The 16,636-nt window shown below is 63.0% G+C and carries 14 protein-coding genes; 6 read left to right on the forward strand and 8 right to left on the reverse strand.

The features are described from left to right. Positions 1-376: 376 nt before the first annotated feature. Positions 377-1,420: an alpha/beta fold hydrolase gene (locus F6X40_RS06085; protein ID WP_187627139.1), complete on the reverse strand. Its 1,044-nt coding sequence runs from the start codon at positions 1,418-1,420 to the stop codon at positions 377-379. A 282-nt stretch (positions 1,421-1,702) separates the two neighbouring features. Between F6X40_RS06085 and F6X40_RS06090 the strand changes: the two genes are divergently transcribed. The 3 genes from F6X40_RS06090 (at position 1,703) to F6X40_RS06100 (ending at position 4,110) form a co-directional block, all read left to right on the forward strand. Next, positions 1,703-2,674, forward strand: coding sequence for a LysR family transcriptional regulator (locus F6X40_RS06090; protein ID WP_187627140.1), 972 nt, complete (start codon positions 1,703-1,705; stop codon positions 2,672-2,674). Positions 2,675-2,852: 178 nt separating this feature from the next. Next, a complete protein-coding gene (locus F6X40_RS06095) occupies positions 2,853-3,569 on the forward strand; it encodes a cytochrome c biogenesis CcdA family protein (RefSeq protein WP_187627141.1) in 717 nt (238 codons plus the stop codon). Between the two features lies 1 nt (position 3,570). Further along, positions 3,571-4,110 carry a thioredoxin family protein gene (locus tag F6X40_RS06100; RefSeq protein WP_187627142.1) on the forward strand — a complete coding sequence of 180 codons (540 nt, stop codon included), beginning with the start codon at positions 3,571-3,573 and terminating at the stop codon, positions 4,108-4,110. A gap of 84 nt (positions 4,111-4,194) precedes the next feature. Here the strand turns inward: F6X40_RS06100 and F6X40_RS06105 are convergent, their stop codons facing one another. Beyond that, positions 4,195-5,061, reverse strand: a complete 867-nt coding sequence (locus tag F6X40_RS06105; RefSeq protein WP_187627143.1) for a MipA/OmpV family protein — start codon at positions 5,059-5,061, stop codon at positions 4,195-4,197. Positions 5,062-5,571: 510 nt separating this feature from the next. On the opposite strand from F6X40_RS06105, the gene F6X40_RS06110 reads away from it, so the two are divergent. Beyond that, positions 5,572-7,038 (forward strand): metal-dependent hydrolase family protein, encoded by a 1,467-nt coding sequence (locus tag F6X40_RS06110; RefSeq protein ID WP_262421376.1) that lies wholly within the window; start codon positions 5,572-5,574, stop codon positions 7,036-7,038. 60 nt (positions 7,039-7,098) lie between these two features. Here the strand turns inward: F6X40_RS06110 and F6X40_RS06115 are convergent, their stop codons facing one another. Further along, positions 7,099-9,315 carry a beta-glucosidase family protein gene (locus F6X40_RS06115; RefSeq protein WP_187627144.1) on the reverse strand — a complete coding sequence of 739 codons (2,217 nt, stop codon included), beginning with the start codon at positions 9,313-9,315 and terminating at the stop codon, positions 7,099-7,101. 399 nt (positions 9,316-9,714) lie between these two features. On the opposite strand from F6X40_RS06115, the gene F6X40_RS06120 reads away from it, so the two are divergent. After that, positions 9,715-10,302, forward strand: a complete 588-nt coding sequence (locus F6X40_RS06120) for a helix-turn-helix domain-containing protein (protein WP_187627145.1) — start codon at positions 9,715-9,717, stop codon at positions 10,300-10,302. Then, positions 10,299-10,826, forward strand: coding sequence for a GNAT family N-acetyltransferase (locus tag F6X40_RS06125; protein ID WP_187627146.1), 528 nt, complete (start codon positions 10,299-10,301; stop codon positions 10,824-10,826). Before F6X40_RS06120 ends, F6X40_RS06125 begins: the two co-directional genes overlap by 4 nt. 13 nt (positions 10,827-10,839) lie before the next feature. On the opposite strand, the gene F6X40_RS06130 is transcribed toward F6X40_RS06125, so the two are convergent. The 5 genes from F6X40_RS06130 to F6X40_RS06150 form a co-directional block, all read right to left on the reverse strand. Beyond that, positions 10,840-12,468, reverse strand: a complete 1,629-nt coding sequence (locus tag F6X40_RS06130; RefSeq protein ID WP_262421377.1) for an MFS transporter — start codon at positions 12,466-12,468, stop codon at positions 10,840-10,842. 6 nt (positions 12,469-12,474) lie between these two features. Further along, positions 12,475-13,419, reverse strand: a complete 945-nt coding sequence (locus F6X40_RS06135; protein WP_187627147.1) for an ornithine cyclodeaminase family protein — start codon at positions 13,417-13,419, stop codon at positions 12,475-12,477. Between the two features lie 53 nt (positions 13,420-13,472). Continuing rightward, positions 13,473-14,489 carry a 2Fe-2S iron-sulfur cluster-binding protein gene (locus F6X40_RS06140; protein ID WP_187627148.1) on the reverse strand — a complete coding sequence of 339 codons (1,017 nt, stop codon included), beginning with the start codon at positions 14,487-14,489 and terminating at the stop codon, positions 13,473-13,475. A gap of 66 nt (positions 14,490-14,555) precedes the next feature. Further along, positions 14,556-15,035, reverse strand: coding sequence for a GlcG/HbpS family heme-binding protein (locus F6X40_RS06145; RefSeq protein ID WP_184061585.1), 480 nt, complete (start codon positions 15,033-15,035; stop codon positions 14,556-14,558). Positions 15,036-15,091: 56 nt separating this feature from the next. Further along, on the reverse strand, positions 15,092-16,552 hold the full coding sequence (locus F6X40_RS06150) for an aldehyde dehydrogenase family protein (RefSeq protein WP_187627149.1): 1,461 nt from the start codon (positions 16,550-16,552) through the stop codon (positions 15,092-15,094). Positions 16,553-16,636: the final 84 nt, after the last annotated feature.

Here is a 16,636-nt window from a genome sequence, read left to right on the forward strand (position 1 = left end):
GAGTCTTCTCCGGGTATCAAACCATCAGGGATAAGGATTGAGCGGGACGCGAAGCCATCAACGCAGATACACTGTGACGTCCCGCCTGATTCACACGCAACGTTGTGAATCAACCTTGCGTGAAGACATTAGAACGCTCCAACGTATCTGCAATGTTTTCGTCACCCCCCATTTCTGCAAGCGTGTTTGTCTGCGTATGCCGTTGATACATTGCGATACAAAGACCCACTTCCGAACCTGCCGTGCAGGGCCGGCGTCGCATGCGTCGTGCGGGTTGCAGGTGGGTTGCAAATGGCCCGCTCATGAAAAAACCCCAGCAGCCGTACGTTCGACTGCTGGGGTTCCGTTCAGAAGAAGCCGGCGCGCGCCGGCTCCATCAAAGGCGGGTGACGTCGAGAATCGCATCCGCAAAGGCTTTCGGCGCTTCCTGCGGCAGGTTATGGCCGATGCCGCCGCTGATATTGCGGTGCTGATACTTGCCGGTAAACTTCTTCGCGTATGCTGCGGGCTCGGGATGCGCGGCGCCGTTCGCATCGCCTTCGAGTGTGATGGTCGGCACCGCGATCGTCGGTCCGGAGGCGAGGCGCTTTTCGAGTTCGTCGTATTGCGGCTCGCCCTGCGCGAGTCCCAGACGCCAGCGATAGTTGTGAATCACCACGGCAACATGGTCCGGGTTATTGAACGATTCGGCGGAGCGCTCGAACGTGGCGTCGTCGAAGTTCCATTTCGGCGAGGCGGTATGCCAGATCAGCTTGTTGAAGTCATGACGGTTCGCTTCATAGCCCGCGCGGCCGCGCTCCGTGGCGAAATAGAACTGATACCACCACGCGAGCTCGGCCTTCGGCGGCAACGGCGCGCGGTTCGCGTCCTGGCTGCCGATCAGATAGCCGCTCACCGACACCATCGCCTTCACGCGTTGCGGCCACAGCGCGGCGACGATGTTCACCGTGCGCGCCCCCCAGTCGAAGCCGCCGAGCACGGCCTTGTCGATTTTCAGCGCGTCCATCAGGTTGATGATGTCGACTGCGACCACCGCCTGTTGACCGTTGCGCGGCGTATCCGCCGACAGAAAACGCGTGCCGCCGTAGCCGCGCAGGTAAGGCACGATCACGCGATAACCGGCCGCCGTCAGCAACGGCGTCACTTCGGTGAAGCTGTAGATGTCGTAAGGCCAGCCATGCAGCAGAATGACCACCGGTCCGTTCTGCGGGCCCGCTTCCGCGTAGCTGACGTTCAGCGTGCCCGCATTGATCGAGCGAATGTTCTCGAACGACGCCACGCGCGCGCCCGCTTTCGCATTGCCGGCCGCGTCGGCCGATTGCGCATGCGCGAGTCCGCCCAGTCCCAATTCGAGCAGGCTGATACCGGCAACCGCCGTTCCGAGAAAGCGGCGGCGGCGACTATTGATCTGATCCGACATGGTTGTTCTCCTTCACGCAAAGGCTTTGATACGGAATTGATCGGGTCCGCTCGCGCGCGATATCACACAGCCGCATGCGGGCACCGTGCAGGCAGAGCAGACTTCAATGGCAATCTGAAACGAATCGAACGAGACGAGATGCCTTGACGACTGAACCACTGGCTTACCGCTGTCGCACCGCTTGAGATAGATAGTGACAGCGCAAGCCTTCATCAGCAAGAGCAACTAAGTTCACAAATCGTTGCCTTGTAGGCAACACATTAATCGCAATCGACAAATCACATGCGCGAGATCAACCAGCAACGCCTTCGCTACTTCAACGAGGTGCTCACGCACGGCACCATCCGCGGCGCCGCCGAAAGCATCAATACGTCACCCTCCGTGATCACGCGGCAGATCAAGCTGCTCGAGGACGAACTCGGCGCGGTGCTGTTCGAGCGGCAGCCGCGCGGAGTCAGGCCGACCGAAGCGGCCACGCATCTGCTCGAATTCTGGCGCGGCTACCGTTCGCAGCAGGAGAAGCTCGAAGATCAATTGCATGCGTTGAAAGGCCTGCAGCGAGGGCAGATCCGGCTCGCGGTCAGCGAAGGCTTCGTCGATACGCTGGTCGACGATGTGCTCGCGCCATTCTGCGTCCAATATCCAGAACTCGAAATCGGCCTCGATATGCTCGCGGTCGACGCGATCCAGGAAGAAGTCGCCGAAAGTCGTGCCCATATTGGGCTTGCGTACAATCCGCCGCCTCATGCGCGCCTCGAGCATCGCGCGAGTTCGCCGCAGCCGGTCGTGTTGTTGCTAAGAAGCGACCATCCGCTCGCGAAGCGCAAGCGACCCGCGACGCTCGACGACCTGCGCGCGTGGCCGCTCGCGTTGATGCCACCCACCTTTGGGATCGGTCATGTCGTCAAGATGACGGAACTCGCCGAAAACGTGTCGATTCCCGCGACGCTGACCACCAACTCACTGAGCGCATTGAAGCGCTTCGTCACGGTCGACAACTTCATGACGCTGATCGGCGAATTCGCTGCCTACCGCGAAATCGCGAGCGGCGAATTGACGACGATACCGATCGCGCATCCGCTGTTTTCCGGCGCGCAGGCGCGTGTGCTCGTCAAGACCGGCCGTCCGCTCGCACCGGGACCTCTCGAATTGCTGCGCTGGATCGAGGAGCGTATGCCGATGTTCTCCACGTCCAGCGCAAACAGCGTCGAAGCCGCGACCGGAACCGCGGTGCGTAAGCGCAGGGCGCGCTGAGCCAGCGTTCGGCTACCGCCGCCTCGCCCCCGGCGCGCATCGGTTCCTCACCGATTTGTGTCGCAATGTATCCGCGCCATACGCAGACACACTACATTGCAAGCGCGCCTGACCCCGACATAAACCAGATACGTGCGGGCGTTCCAATACGGCCATCCCAGCCAACGGAACGCCCATCATGCACAGTACGCTCGAAACTCCGCTCGCCCTGCTCGCCGGGCTGCTGACGATTGCCTCTCCCTGCGTGCTGCCGGTGATGCCGATCCTGCTCGGCACTTCCGTCGAACGACCGAGCCGCACGCGGCCACTGTTCATCGTCGCCGGCTTCATTCTGACTTTTGCGTCTTTCGCGCTGCTATTGGGCGCGGTGTCGAGCACCGTGCACGTCGCGCAACAGGTACTGCGCAATACCGGCATTGCGTTGCTCGCGCTGTCCGGGCTTCTGCGTATCTGGCCGCGCCCTTACGACTGGCTCGCCGCGCAACTGCAAGGGCCGCTCGAGCGCATCGGCGCGGCCATTGCGCCAGGTACGCAACCCGGCAGCGGCAACGCGGGCGGCTTCGTGCTCGGCATGTCGCTCGGCGCGGTATGGACGCCCTGCGCCGGCCCCGTGCTCGCGTCGATTCTGGTGCTCGTCGTGAAGGCTCAGGATCTCGGTTGGTCGGCTCTGCTGCTCACGCTGTATGCGATTGGCGCAGCGATTCCGATGCTCGCGATCATCTACGGCGGCCATTACGTGACGCGTCATGTACGTGTGGTCTCACGTCACGCGGAGCGCCTGCAACAGGTATTCGGCGTACTGGTGATGCTGACCGCCCTCGCCATCTATTTGCAGTACGACGTGCTGCTGTACGCGCGGCTCGCCGGTCTTTTCCCCTCACTCAAAGGACTTTGACATGACTACCCGCTTGAAAACCTTCGCACTGTCCACCGCGTTTGCCGCCTGCGCGTTGATCGCGACGAGTACGGTCGCCATCGCCGCGCCGCCGGAAAGCGGCTCGCCCGCACCCGAGCTCACAGGCATCACGCAATGGCTCAATAGCGAGCCGCTCAAATTGCAGCAATTGCGCGGCAAAGTGGTACTCGTCGACTTCTGGACCTATAGCTGCATCAATTGCGCCAACACGCTGCCTTACGTAAAAAGCTGGAACCAGAAGTACAAGGATCAGGGGCTCACGGTGATCGGCGTGCATACGCCGGAATATCCGTTCGAACGCGACACCGGCAACGTGAAGACCGCGCTGAAACGGTTCGGTATCAGCTATCCGGTTGCGCAGGACAACCAGTACGCGACCTGGAATGCCTATAACAATCAGTACTGGCCCGCGTTCTATCTGATCGACAAGCAAGGTCATATCGTCTACACGCACTTTGGAGAAGGCGCCTATGCGCAGACCGAAGCCAGGATTCAGGCGCTGCTCGCGCAGAAGAATTGACGAAGCGCTTGCTGACTCGTAGAACGGGAAAGCCCGCTGCACCCACGCGATCGGGTGCAGCGGGCCTTCGTATTTGGCGGACGACTAAAAGAGGTAATTGGCGAAAAGGCCGTACGTAATCTGACTCGTCTTTTCGGTGATGGGGCTGTCGGTCGCGTCGCCGCGCAGCCACGCGAACGACACGCTCGCGCCAACGTTCCAACGCGTTGCGATCCGGTAAACCCCGTTGACTGAGAAGCGCAACTGGTTCAAACCGGAGCTGGCCGAGTAGGTCGGCAATCCCGAGCGCGCGCTCTGCTCGGAATTCACGCCAAAATAGGTTTCGTTGTACTTGTCGCTTCCCCACGTCAGGCCCGGGCCTGCGCTGAGCGTCAGTTGCGCAATGGGTTGATAGCGTCCCAACAGATCGAAAGTCGCGACGGTGCCGCGATCGTTGCCGGCAATATCGGTCAAAACGCTCGCGCGCGCCGTGACGAACTCCCACGTATAAACACCGAACAGCTCCGCGTGCGCGGTGCGTTTGACGTCGCCGAGTCCGTGCAGCCGCGAGTCGTCGGACTCGCTGCGCGGTTCGATGAAATCGTAGGTCAACGCCGCGCCGACGCGCCAGTTACTATCACGATACAGATATGCGCCCAGCGATAGCACCGAGCCCGCGTCTGGATTCGCGCCGATAAAGAAGCGGTCGTAATTCACGCTCACCGACGGCACCACCTCCCATTTCGTGCCACTCGCGCCCGGAAATTTCGGCATGTTCACGACCCCTGCGCCAACCGCAAAGCGCCACGGGCTCGCGCTCGCGCCAGGCGCCTGCGTCACTTCCGGCGCGCCGATGGAGAACAGGCTTTCCGACAAGCCGAGCGTATCGTCGGCCATCGCCGTGACGGCAAACAGCGACAAGCCAGCCCCCGCCAGCACCTTGAGCATACGCGGCTTTGACACATCGATCATTTCTGTTTCTCCGTGAAAAAATTAAAAAAGACTGAATGCGATTTTTCCGATCCCGGCATTCATGGAGTGGCGGCGAAATTGTGAAATAGTTGAGTTTCTAATTGCAGCGGCGTTAAAAGAATGACCGATCGCCTCGCTCGATAATCGCGATGATAGAAAATACGTTTGTAATAGCCGATGCATCCGCTTTATTGGGACGTTTGTTTGGCACATCTCTCCCCCCAAGCAGGGTAGGGAATCGTGCCTTATTTCGGGGGATTCACATACAGAATACGTGGCGTGAGCATAGCCCGTTCTTTTCGCCCGTCGCAAGCATATTTTTCCAATTACATGCTGCAACCGCGTAATCGAGTAATAGATGCAATTTCAATGCTTGTATCAAGCGACGCGGAATTTGCCATCCTCGTTCGTAGGCGATAATCTGTGCGGGCTTGACTTTCGCGTCGCCAGGTGTGAAATGTAGTCAGATGGCGGCTTTCGATGCGCGGTGATCTACGTTACGGGTGAGCTATGCCTTCAGGAAAGTACATCGGCGATAAAACAGTCAGTCCGTCGTTTTCATGTCTTTGTGACAAGTCTCAAGCGCAGTATGCCAACCGCCGTATCAGTGCCGATCTGTCGCGGCGCGGCTTCGTCACCGGTCTCGCCGCTTCGATGCTGAGCCTGGTTCTGCCCGGTCTCGGCAATGCTCAAACCACCCAACCGCCAGCACCGCCGGACAAGCCGGTGCTGTTCACGAACTTCCGCTTGTTCGACGGCAAATCGTCGACGTTGCGTGACGGCCTCTATATGGTTGTCGAGGGTGACAGCATCAGCCAGTTGGGTCGGGGTCAACCGGCTTCGATCGACGGCAAAACGCTCGTCGATTGCGGTGGCAAGGTGATGATGCCCGGCATGATCGACATGCACTGGCACGCGCTGCTCGCGGCAGTGCCGATTCAGGTCATCCTTCAATCCGACATTGCATTCGTCCATCTTGCGGCAAGCGCTGAAGCCGAACGTACGCTACTGCGCGGCTTCACAACGATACGCGACGCGGGCGGCCCGTCATTCGCGCTGAAGCAGGCAATCGACAGCGGCATGATTTCCGGGCCGCGAATCTATCCGTCCGGCGCGATGATCACGACCACCGGGGGTCACGGCGATTTTCGTGCGCTGAGCGATCTGCCGCGCGCCGGCAACCAGGTCACCCAACTGGAACGGGACGGTGGCTTCGCGATCGCCGACAGCGAAGACGAAGTCCGCTTGCGGGTGCGCGAGCAGTTCATTCAGGGCGCGACGCAGATCAAGCTGGTCGGAGCCGGTGGGGTATCGACGCCGCGCAGCCCGCTCGACATGCTCACGTTTACCGAAAAGCAGTTGCGCGCGGCCGTCGAAACAGCGGCCGACTGGGGCACCTATATCCTCTCGCATGCGTACACGTCCGAAGCGGTTCAGCGCTCCGTTGCGGCAGGCGTGCAGTGCATCGAGCACGGTCATCTGATGGACGACAGGACTGCGGCGTTGATGGCGAAGAACGGCACGTGGTTGAGCACGCAGCCGTTCGTCAACGAAGACGACGCGGGTCCGCTCGCCCCACCGATCCGCGAAAAATTTCTTCAGGTGATCGCGGGCACCGACAGGGTTTTCAAGCTCGCGCGCAAGCATGGCATCAAGGTCGCGTTCGGCACGGACCTGATCTTTTCGCAGGCCGTGGCCGCACGGCAAGGCACGATGCTCACGCATATGAAGGCGTGGTATAGCGCAGCCGAAGCATTGGGCATCGCAACGGGCACCAATGGCCAGCTACTCGCGCTGTCCGGGCACCGCAATCCGTACCCGCGCAAGCTCGGTGTACTCGAGGAAGGTGCGTACGCCGATCTGCTGCTCGTCGACGGCAATCCGCTCGAGAATCTCGACCTGATCGCGAAGCCGGAGCAGAACCTGCGCATCGTGATGAAGGATGGAAAGTTCTACAAGAACACGCTGAAAGCGTAAACAACAATACAGGCGGGCGCGCAACCTGGCGCGCCCGCATTCGCTACACCGTCACACTATTTAGCCCTGCCCCTGCAGACGGATGTCGCGCGACGATGCGCCGACGTACACCGAGCTGCCCGGCACATAGAGCCAACGGTTGCTCGTCGTATCCCACACGCTCTGCATGCGCTGCGTCACGACGACGTGCACACGACGCGATTCGCCCGGGTTCAGACCCACCTTGTCCCAGCCGACGAGACGCCGCGGCGGTTCACCCTGATACGGCACGCCGAGGTACACCTGCGGCACTTCCGCACCGGCGACGCGACCATCGTTACGCACGTCGAACGACACGTCGATCAGGCCGCCCGGCAGATGCTGAACCGACAGACCCGAGTATGCGAAGTGCGTGTACGACAGGCCATAGCCAAACTCGAACATCGGCGTGATGTTCTGCGAGTCGTACCAGCGATAGCCCATATCGAGCTTCTCGGCGTACACCGGGTTCGCCGCAAACGCGCCATTCGTGCCCCACGTCGGCGTATCCTGGTCGCGCACCGGGAACGTGACGGGCAGCTTGCCGGAAGGATTGACCTTGCCGAACAGCACGTTCGCAATCGCATTGCCGCCGCCTTCGCCCGGATACCATGCTTCGATGATCGCCGACACGCTATCCTTCCACGGCATCAGCACCGGGTTGCCGCTTTCGACGACGACGATCGTGTGCGGATTGGCCGCCGCAACCGCTTCGACGAGTGCATCCTGGTTGGTCGGATTCGCGAGGCCGAGGCTCGGCAGATCGCCGATATCCTCACCGGCCGGCTGCGCGACCACGACGATCGCGACGTCGGAGTTGGCCGCCAGCGTGGCCGCCTGGGTGATCTGCTGCTGCGTGTAGGCGGCAAACGGCGACTGCTGATCGCTGTTGCCGGCGAAGGTCACGGTGGCCTGCGGCGCGAGCGCCTTGATCGCCGACACGATCGGCGTGTTCAGCTTCAGCCACGGGTTGGTCCACCAGCTGCAGCCCGTCTCCGTGCCGAACGTCAAGCCGCCGCAACCGGCGAACGCGCCCGTCACCGGATCGCGCGTGTTGCCTGAACCGCCGCCCGTCAGCACCGCCGCGTCGGCATGGCCGCCGATCACCGCGATACGCGACAGCGAACCAGCGGCGAGCGGCAACTGATTGCTGGCGTTCTTCAGCAGTACCATCGACTGCTCTTCGACCGACTGCGTGAAGGCTCTCGCGGCCGAGAAGTCGATGGTCGCGCCACCCTTCGGCGGATCGTCCATCACGCCCGTGCGGATCATCACATACAGCTTGCGCTCGACCATGTCGTCGAGGCGCGCGGTCGACACCGAGCCGTTCGCGATCGCCTGTTTGACCAGCGTGGGCGTCAGATAGACGGTCGAACCGACGTCTTCCTCCTCGTCGAGACCCGCATTGATCGCCGGTGCCGTGCTATGCGTCGCGCCCCAGTCCGACTGCACCTGACCTTCGAAGTGCCAGTCGTTCTTCAGCACGTCGTTGAGAATATGCGGGTTCTCGCAGGCCTGGATGCCGTTGACCTCGTTGTAGCTGCACATCACGCTGCCGGGCTGCGCGCGACGCGCGGCGATTTCGAACGGCAGCAGATAGAGCTCGCGCATCGTGCGCTCGTCGATCTGGCTATTGCCGCCGCCGCGGTTATGTTCCTGCTCGTTGCCCATGTAGTGCTTGATCGTCGCGATGACCTTCTGGCTTTGCGTGCCGTCGGTGCGCTCGGCGAGCATCTCGCCGGCAAGCACCGGATCTTCGCCGAGATACTCGAAGAGCCGGCCACCGCGTGGCTCACGCGCGAGGTTGGTGCCACCGCCGAGCCCCATGCCGAAGCCCTGCTGACGCAACTGGATCGCGATCTGCTTGCCGAAGTTCCACGACAGCGCGCGGTCCCAGCTCGCCGCTACCGCGAGCGTCGCCGGGAAGGTCGTCGATGGCTGGTTGGTGCTGCCCGAACCCGTGGCTGAGTCGACCATGTTCAGGTCGGGAATGCCGAGACGCGGCACGCCCTGAATGTAGCCCGCGCCGCCGCCCGGCACGGCGGACATTGCATACTCCGAGTGAATGAACTGCAGCTTTTCGTCGATCGTCATCTTGTTGACGAGCGTTTGCGCGCGCCGATGCGCCGCGGCCGACGCAAACGCGTTCAGCACCGTCGACATGGGCGCGAAGTCGAGACCAGGAGTGGGAATTACCGCGTGCGCAGCGGCGCTCACGGCCGCCGCTATCGCGACGGCCGGCCATAGTTTCTTCTGCATAGGTGTCTCTCCGAAATTGTGCTTTTCTGGGGCAACGGAGCGCGTCGGGGGATGGAAAACGGACGCGAAAACAGGCATGCAGCGATGACTGCAAACGTTTGCCTGTGGGAAGAAGAATCGGCGCAACTGGATGGGCTGTAGCGACTCTCCGTGGTGAGTAATGTAAGAATGTAGTCTGACTACAGCATCGGTATTTATACCAATACGTGTAATTTTATGCGTAATGGGGCGTAAGGCTTTTCCGACACAGGCTAATTGAAAGTTATCGAATCAAAGCGAATAAAGAGTTGGCAATTTTGTGCGGGTTTTTATTCAAATTGGTGAGTGGGCATTTGCGCATTGACAACAAAAAAGCCGCTGTCTAGTTTACTGGAAACTGCATCCCTTAAACTGGATTACATGGACATCAACGCCCAGATCGCGCGCCGGATCAAAGAACTGCGCGACGCTCAAAATTGGTCGCTCGATGCACTGGCCGAGCGCAGCAAAGTCAGCCGCTCGAATATCTCGCTGATCGAGCGCGGCCAGAGCAGCCCTACCGCGACCGTGCTCGACAAACTCGCGAGCGCGTTGAACGTGCCGCTCGCGTCGCTATTCGAGCAGGATGGCGCGCCGGCTGCCGAGCCATCGCCGGTCAGTCGCGCGACCGAGCAGGCGATGTGGACCGATCCGAGCTCGGGGTATGTGCGACGTCATCTGTCGCCGACCGCGCGCTCGGCAATCCAGTTGGTCGAGGTCAACTTTCCCGCCGGTCAGCGCGTCAGTTACGAAACCGGCGCGCGCGACGCGGACATTCATCAACAGGTGTGGATGCTCGACGGGTCGATGGAAATCACGGTCGGCGACACCAGCTGGCGGCTCAAGACCGGCGACTGCCTGGCGATGCGGCTCGACAGCCCGATCGTGTTCCGTAACCCCACTCGCAAACGCGCGCGCTATCTCGTCGCGCTGACCACATCGCCAGTCAACGAACGGAGAAACGGATGAGCGATAACGTGACCATACGGCGCGTGGGCGCGAACGAAGCTTCGGCCTGCATCGAAGCGCTCGCCGACGTGCTGATCGACTGCGTGGAAGGCGGAGCATCGGTCAGCTTCATGCTGCCGATCTCGCGTAACACGGCGCTCGCGTTCTGGTGCAACGTCGTGGAGAGCGTCGCGCGTGGCGAGCGCGTATTGCTGATCGCCGAAGATCACAGCGGCGATATCGTGGGCACCGTGCAGCTGATTACCGCGCAACCCGAAAATCAGCCACATCGCGCCGACGTCGCGAAGATGCTCGTGCACAGAAAAGCACGCCGGCGCGGCGTCGCGCACGCTCTGATGCGCGAACTCGATCGCATCGCGCGGGAAGAGAGAAAGTGGGTTCTCGTGCTCGACACCGTAACCGGTGGCGATGCCGAACGGCTTTATCAGCGCGCCGGCTGGCAACGCGTCGGCAGCGTGCCGAATTACGCGCTGATGCCCGACGGGGCGTTCTGCGCGACGACGTTCTATTGCAAGCAACTTTGACCCGCACCAGCGCTCATTCGCTTACTGCGACTGACGCGACCTCGCGTCCCAATCGCTGCACGCGAATCAGCGGCACGAGCGACACGGCGAGGCATGCGAGCACCATTGCCGCGCTCACCGCGAGCAACGCGTGGTCGATGGCTTGCACGAGCGCGACGCGCGCCGCGGCGATCAGCGCGTCGCCGTCGAACCCTGCGGCGTGGGCATCGCGAATGAAGGTCGCGACGTCGCGAGACGTCAGCAGTACTTGCGGGCTGTGCGCGGCGGGCGCAACCCACGGCGCGTCTGTATCGATACCGTGCCCTTGCAAAACATCGGCCACGCGTTGGCGATACAGCACGTGCACGATTGTGCCGACCACGGCCGTTCCAATCATGCCGCCCACCATCCGCGCCGACTGGATCATAGCGGTCGCAATGCCAAGCTGACGCTTGCCCGCCACCTGCTGCGCAAACACGGTCAGATTCGGCATCACGAGACCGATCCCTACGCCGCCCGCAGTCAATGCGGCCATCAACGCATGACCGGTCTCCATGCGTTCGGCCGCGACGCCCCAACACGCCACGCCCAGCAACGCGAAGCCGACGTACAGCAGCAAGTTGGGCTTACGCAGACGCGTGACGACGCGCGTATTCGCGATCGTGCCGACGGTGATGCATAGCACGAGCGGCGTCACCATCACGCCGGCGCGATCCGCGTTGAGACCCATGCCGCCTTGCAGCAGCAACGGCACATAGAACAGCAGCGCGAACATCGCCAAGCCCATCAGCATCGACAACGCGAGCAACGCGATGATGGCCCGCTCGCGCAGCAACGCCGGCGGCAGAATCGGATCGGCCGCGCGCAGTTCCTCGCGCACGAGCAGCGCGCCCGCGCTCAATGCCACCACGCCGAACGCGATCGTCGAAACCTTCAGCGTCTGCTGCGCGAGCGATTCGACGAGCAGTTGCAACGCACCGAGTCCGGCTGCGATCAACAATGCGCCGCGCCAGTCCGGGTTCAGCTTGCCGCGCAGTTGATGGCGAATGTTCGGTAGATGTCGGGCAGTCAGATAAAGACTGAGCACGCCGACCGGAAGGTTGACGAGAAACGCGGAGCGCCAGCCGTAGTGCTCGCTCAGAAAGCCGCCCAGCGAAGGCCCTACCGCATTCGCGACGCCGAACGCGCTCGAAAACAGCACCTGCCAGCGCAGACGCACGACGGGATCGGGAAACAGATCGGGAATCGACGCGAAGCAGGTGCCCACCAGCATGCCGCCACCGATCCCTTGCAACGCGCGAAACAGCACCAGCGCCTGCATGCTGTGCGCGGCACCGCACAGCACCGACGCGGCCGTGAACACGACGATCGCGATCACGATCAACGGCTTGCGTCCGAACCAGTCACCGAGCCGCCCGAAGATCGGCACCGTGATGACCGAGGCGAGCAGATACGCAGTCGCGACCCACGCATAGAGATTAAAGCCCTTCAGCTCGGCGACGATGGTAGGCAACGCGGTGCCGACCACGGTCTGATCGATCGCGACCATCATCACGACGCTCGACAAGCCAAGCATCGCAAAGAGCGACTGACGGAACGAACGGGCCGTGTTGGGCGGCGATGTCCCGTGCGGTATGGCGCCGGGTGGCGTGCCGTTGCTCATCGGCGTTCAGGCGCGCTGTGCGGCCGCTTCGCGAGCGACATGCTTGCGCCACGCGAGCCCGGCGAGCGCAACGTCCTGCAAGCCGATGCCGACCGCCTTGTAGACAACGATGTCTTCGGACCGCACGCGTGCGCTGGCGCGCCCTTCCAGCACGTCGCCGAGTTCGACTACGTTGCGCCAGTCGAACGTGCCGGGCGCGGCCTGCACCAGGTCGCCGGCCTCTTCCCTTGCCTGTTCATGCAGTTCAACCACGATGCGCGACGCGCGCGCGAGCGTCGTGTCGTCGAGCTCGCGCGTGTAGGGCAGGCTCGACCCGATGGCCGCGACCATCGCACCGGGCGCAAGCGTCGCGCCGTCGAACAGCGCACCGGTCGCGCGCGTCGCGGTGACGATCACGTCGGCATCACGCACCGCCTCGGCGGCTTCGCCTGCGGTGGCCTTCACGCCGCGCGCACGGTGACGCGCGTTGAGTTCGTCGACGACCTGCTCCACGTTATCGAGGCCGACGATTCTGAACGACTGCAAACCGGTATGCGCGGCGAGCGCCTGCGCATGCGCGCGCCCCTGCACGCCGGTGCCGAAAATCGCGACGGCGCGCGCATCTTCGCGCGCGAGCGCTCGCACCGCGAGCACCGTGGTCGCGGCCGTGCGGATTCGCGTGAGCGCGTTCGCGTCGAGCGTGGCGAGCGGGCGGCCGTCGTCGGTCGAAAACAGCACGATCGAGAACGAGAAGCGGCCGTTGATCGTCGTGTACACCTTCGCGCCGGTCACGCCAGCTTCGGGCAACACGGCGCCGAGCGTCGATAGCTTCACGCCGCCCGCTTCGGTGCGCACGCGCCGCTGCACCGCCGCGCGTCCCCGCGACAGTGCGCGAAACGCCTGCTCGAGCGTCGGGATCGCTTCGTCGAAACCCACGAGCGCATCGATCTGCGCGTCGTTCAGATGAATCATGGAGAATGCTTCCTTGTGCGAATCTGATGACTGGATGGCGCGCGTGCCGCGCGCTACACGAGCGCCGCTGCGGCGTGCTGGAACGTAAAGCTGTCCGAGTACAGATGATCGACGCTCGCGCCCTTCGCGATGAAGGCGGCCTTCGCCTCTGCGATCATCGCGGGCGAGCCGCACAGATAGACCGCGTGCTCCGACAGGTCCGCATGGTCTTCGCACACCGCATGCTGCACATAGCCGCGCCGCCCGCTCCATGCTGTGTCCGCGCGCGACAACACCGGCACATAGCGGAACTCGTAGAGACGCTCCGCCCAGCGGCCGATTTCGTCATGCAGATACAGGCCGTCGGCCGTTCTCGCGCCCCAGTACAGCGTGACGGGCGGGCAATTGGGATCGTCCATCAGCGATTCGAGCATCGCTTTCACCGGCGCCAGGCCGGTGCCGGTCGCGACCATCAGCAACGGACGATAGTCCTCTTCGTGCAGTCGGAATCCGCCGAGCGGCAGCTCCACGTCGAGGCGGTCGCCCGGTTTGAGCTGCGCCACCACACGATCGGTGAACCGGCCGCCCGCGATCTTCCGCACATGAAAGTCGACGAGGCCGCCCGCGCGCGCGGCGGATGCCATCGAGAAGCTGCGATGACTACCGTCTTCGAGCATCACGTTCATGTACTGACCGGGCCGGTAAATCATTTCGGCATCCTCTGGAAGCGCGAGCGTGAGGTGCGTGACGTCGTGCGCCAGCAAGCGTACCGCCTCGACGCGCACCGTATGACGCGCCGGCTCCGATGTCGGCGCACCGGCGTGGCCCGCGCCGATCACAATGTCGCTGCGCGGCTGCGCCTGACACGCGAGCGCAAATCCCGCCTGCGCCTCCTCCTCGGTGAGTCCGAGCGGAAACTCCTCGTAGTCGAGCGTGCCCTCGTGCACTTTCACGCGGCACGTGCCGCAACCGCCGAACTGACAATCGTGCGCAAGCGGCACGTCCGCGCGTAGCGCGGCGGCGAGCAGCGATTCGTCGCGCTCGGCGCTGAAGCACGCTCCTGTTTCGAGCACCTGAATCCGGTATGACATGACGCCACCTCATGACGATGCAATGCGAACGACAGGACCGCCGGCATGCACAGGCGGCCCGTTGCGTCATTTCTTGATGTCGGCTTCCACGAGCACGCTATGCCCCTGCGCCGCGAGCAGATCGTGCAGCCCCTGCAATGCGGCGAGGCCGCACTGCGTGTCCTGCTCGCCGTTGCCGCCGCTCAGGCCCACACCACCCACCACCTGGCCATCGACGACAACAGGAAAGCCGCCGACGAATGCCGCGAACTTACCCTCGAAGCTCCATTGAATGCCGAACGCTTCGTTGCCCGGCAACGCGGGACCGTTGGGCCGCTGGGTGAACAGATGCGTCGAGCGCTTGTGGCCGGCTGCCGTGAACGCCTTGTTCCACGCAATCTGCGGCCCAGTGATGCGCGCGCCGTCCATCCGTTCGAGCGCGAGCGGATAGCCGCCCTCGTCGACGATGCAGACCGATTCGAGCACGTCGATCTGCTGCGCCCGGCCGATGGCCGCGCGGATCATTTCGCGCGCTTCGGCCAGTTCCAGGCGAAATATCTGTTTCATTGCAACCCCCTCATTGTTGATTGATTCATTGATTCGGAAAGCTGATCTCGCCGCGCTCAGATGCCGCGATAGACCGTCTTGATCTGCGTATAGAACTCGAGACCGCCACGCCCCGATTCGCGAAACGTCGACGTGCTCGAACGCTTGAGCCCCCCGAACGGCGCGTTGATCGCGTTGCCCGTCGTCGTGCGGTTGATCTTCACGGTGCCCGCCTCGATGTCGTCCGCGAAGCGATGCATGTGGCGTGGATTCGACGTGACGATCGCGGCGCAGAGCCCATACTCGGTGTCGTTCGCCTTCGCGATCGCGTCCTCGTAGCTGGTCACGGTGACGATCGCGATCACCGGCCCAAAGATTTCTTCGCGGCAGATACGCATGTCCTGCGTCACGTCGGTGAAGATCGCCGGCGTGACGTAATAGCCGTGCTCGTAATCGGGACCGCTCAGGCGCTCGCCGCCGTACAGATGCGTGGCCTGTGCCTTGCCGGAGGCCACGTAGTCGAGCACGGTGTCGAGCTGCGTCCGGGTCGCGAGCGGACCGATGTCCATGCCGGGCGTGAGGCCGCTGCCGATCTTGAGCGTCTTCACTTTAGCGAGCAGTTTCTCGCTGAACGCATCGCGCACGCTCTGCATGACCAGCACGCGGCTCGTGCCGGTGCAGGCCTGGCCCGTCAGCGAGAAGCCGCCCTTGATCGTCAGATCGACGGCGCGGTCGAGATCCGCGTCGTCCATCACGATCAGCGGGTTCTTGCCGCCGAGTTCCATCTGCGTGCGCGTGGTCAGCGGTAGGGAGCGATGAATCTGTTCGCCAGCGGCGGTCGAACCGGTGAACGACACGGCCCTGACGACCGGCGACGCGGTAATGACGGAGCCGATTTCCGACGCGCGTCCCGTGATGAAATTCAGTACACCCGATGGAATGCCCGCCTGCGCGAATGCTTCGGCGAGCCGGTAGCCGATCAGCGGCGCATCCGACGACGGTTTGAAGATCACCGTATTACCGGCGATCAGCGCCGGCGCGATCTTGCGCGCCGGGATCGAGATCGGAAAATTCCACGGTGTAATCACGGCGACGACGCCGAGGGGTTCGCGCTGCGTGTGGACGGTCATGTCGGGATCGTCGCTAGGGAACGTCTCGCCGGAATACGACTGACCTTCCACCGCATAGAAACGCAGCACCTGCGCCGAGCGCAGAATTTCGTCCCTGCTCTGCGCGAACGGCTTGCCTTCTTCGCGCGTGAGTTCGTTCGCGAATCCGTCCGCATGCTGTTCGAGCCACGCCGCCGCGCGATTGAGAACGGCCGCGCGCTGCGCGACCGGCGTGCGCCGCCACGCGGCGAACGCGCCAGCCGCCGCGGCCAGCGCGGCGCGCGCGTCCTCGGCCGAAGACGCCTGGAAGCGGCCGACGATGTCGCGCGTATCGGCGGGATTCACGTTGTCGAACGTGCCGCCGCTCACGCTGGCGGTCCACTCGCCCGCGATGAGATTCTTGAACTCTGGTGTTGCCGGATTGCTCATGACGGATACCTGTGCTGTTGCCGCAATGGCCGGCGCCATGCCGGCCGGCTGGCTCGCGGCGATGCCAACGGAAGACGGCGCCGC

This window comes from Paraburkholderia sp. UCT31 (assembly GCF_014397655.1).
Taxonomy (GTDB): Bacteria; Pseudomonadota; Gammaproteobacteria; order Burkholderiales; family Burkholderiaceae; genus Paraburkholderia; species Paraburkholderia tuberum.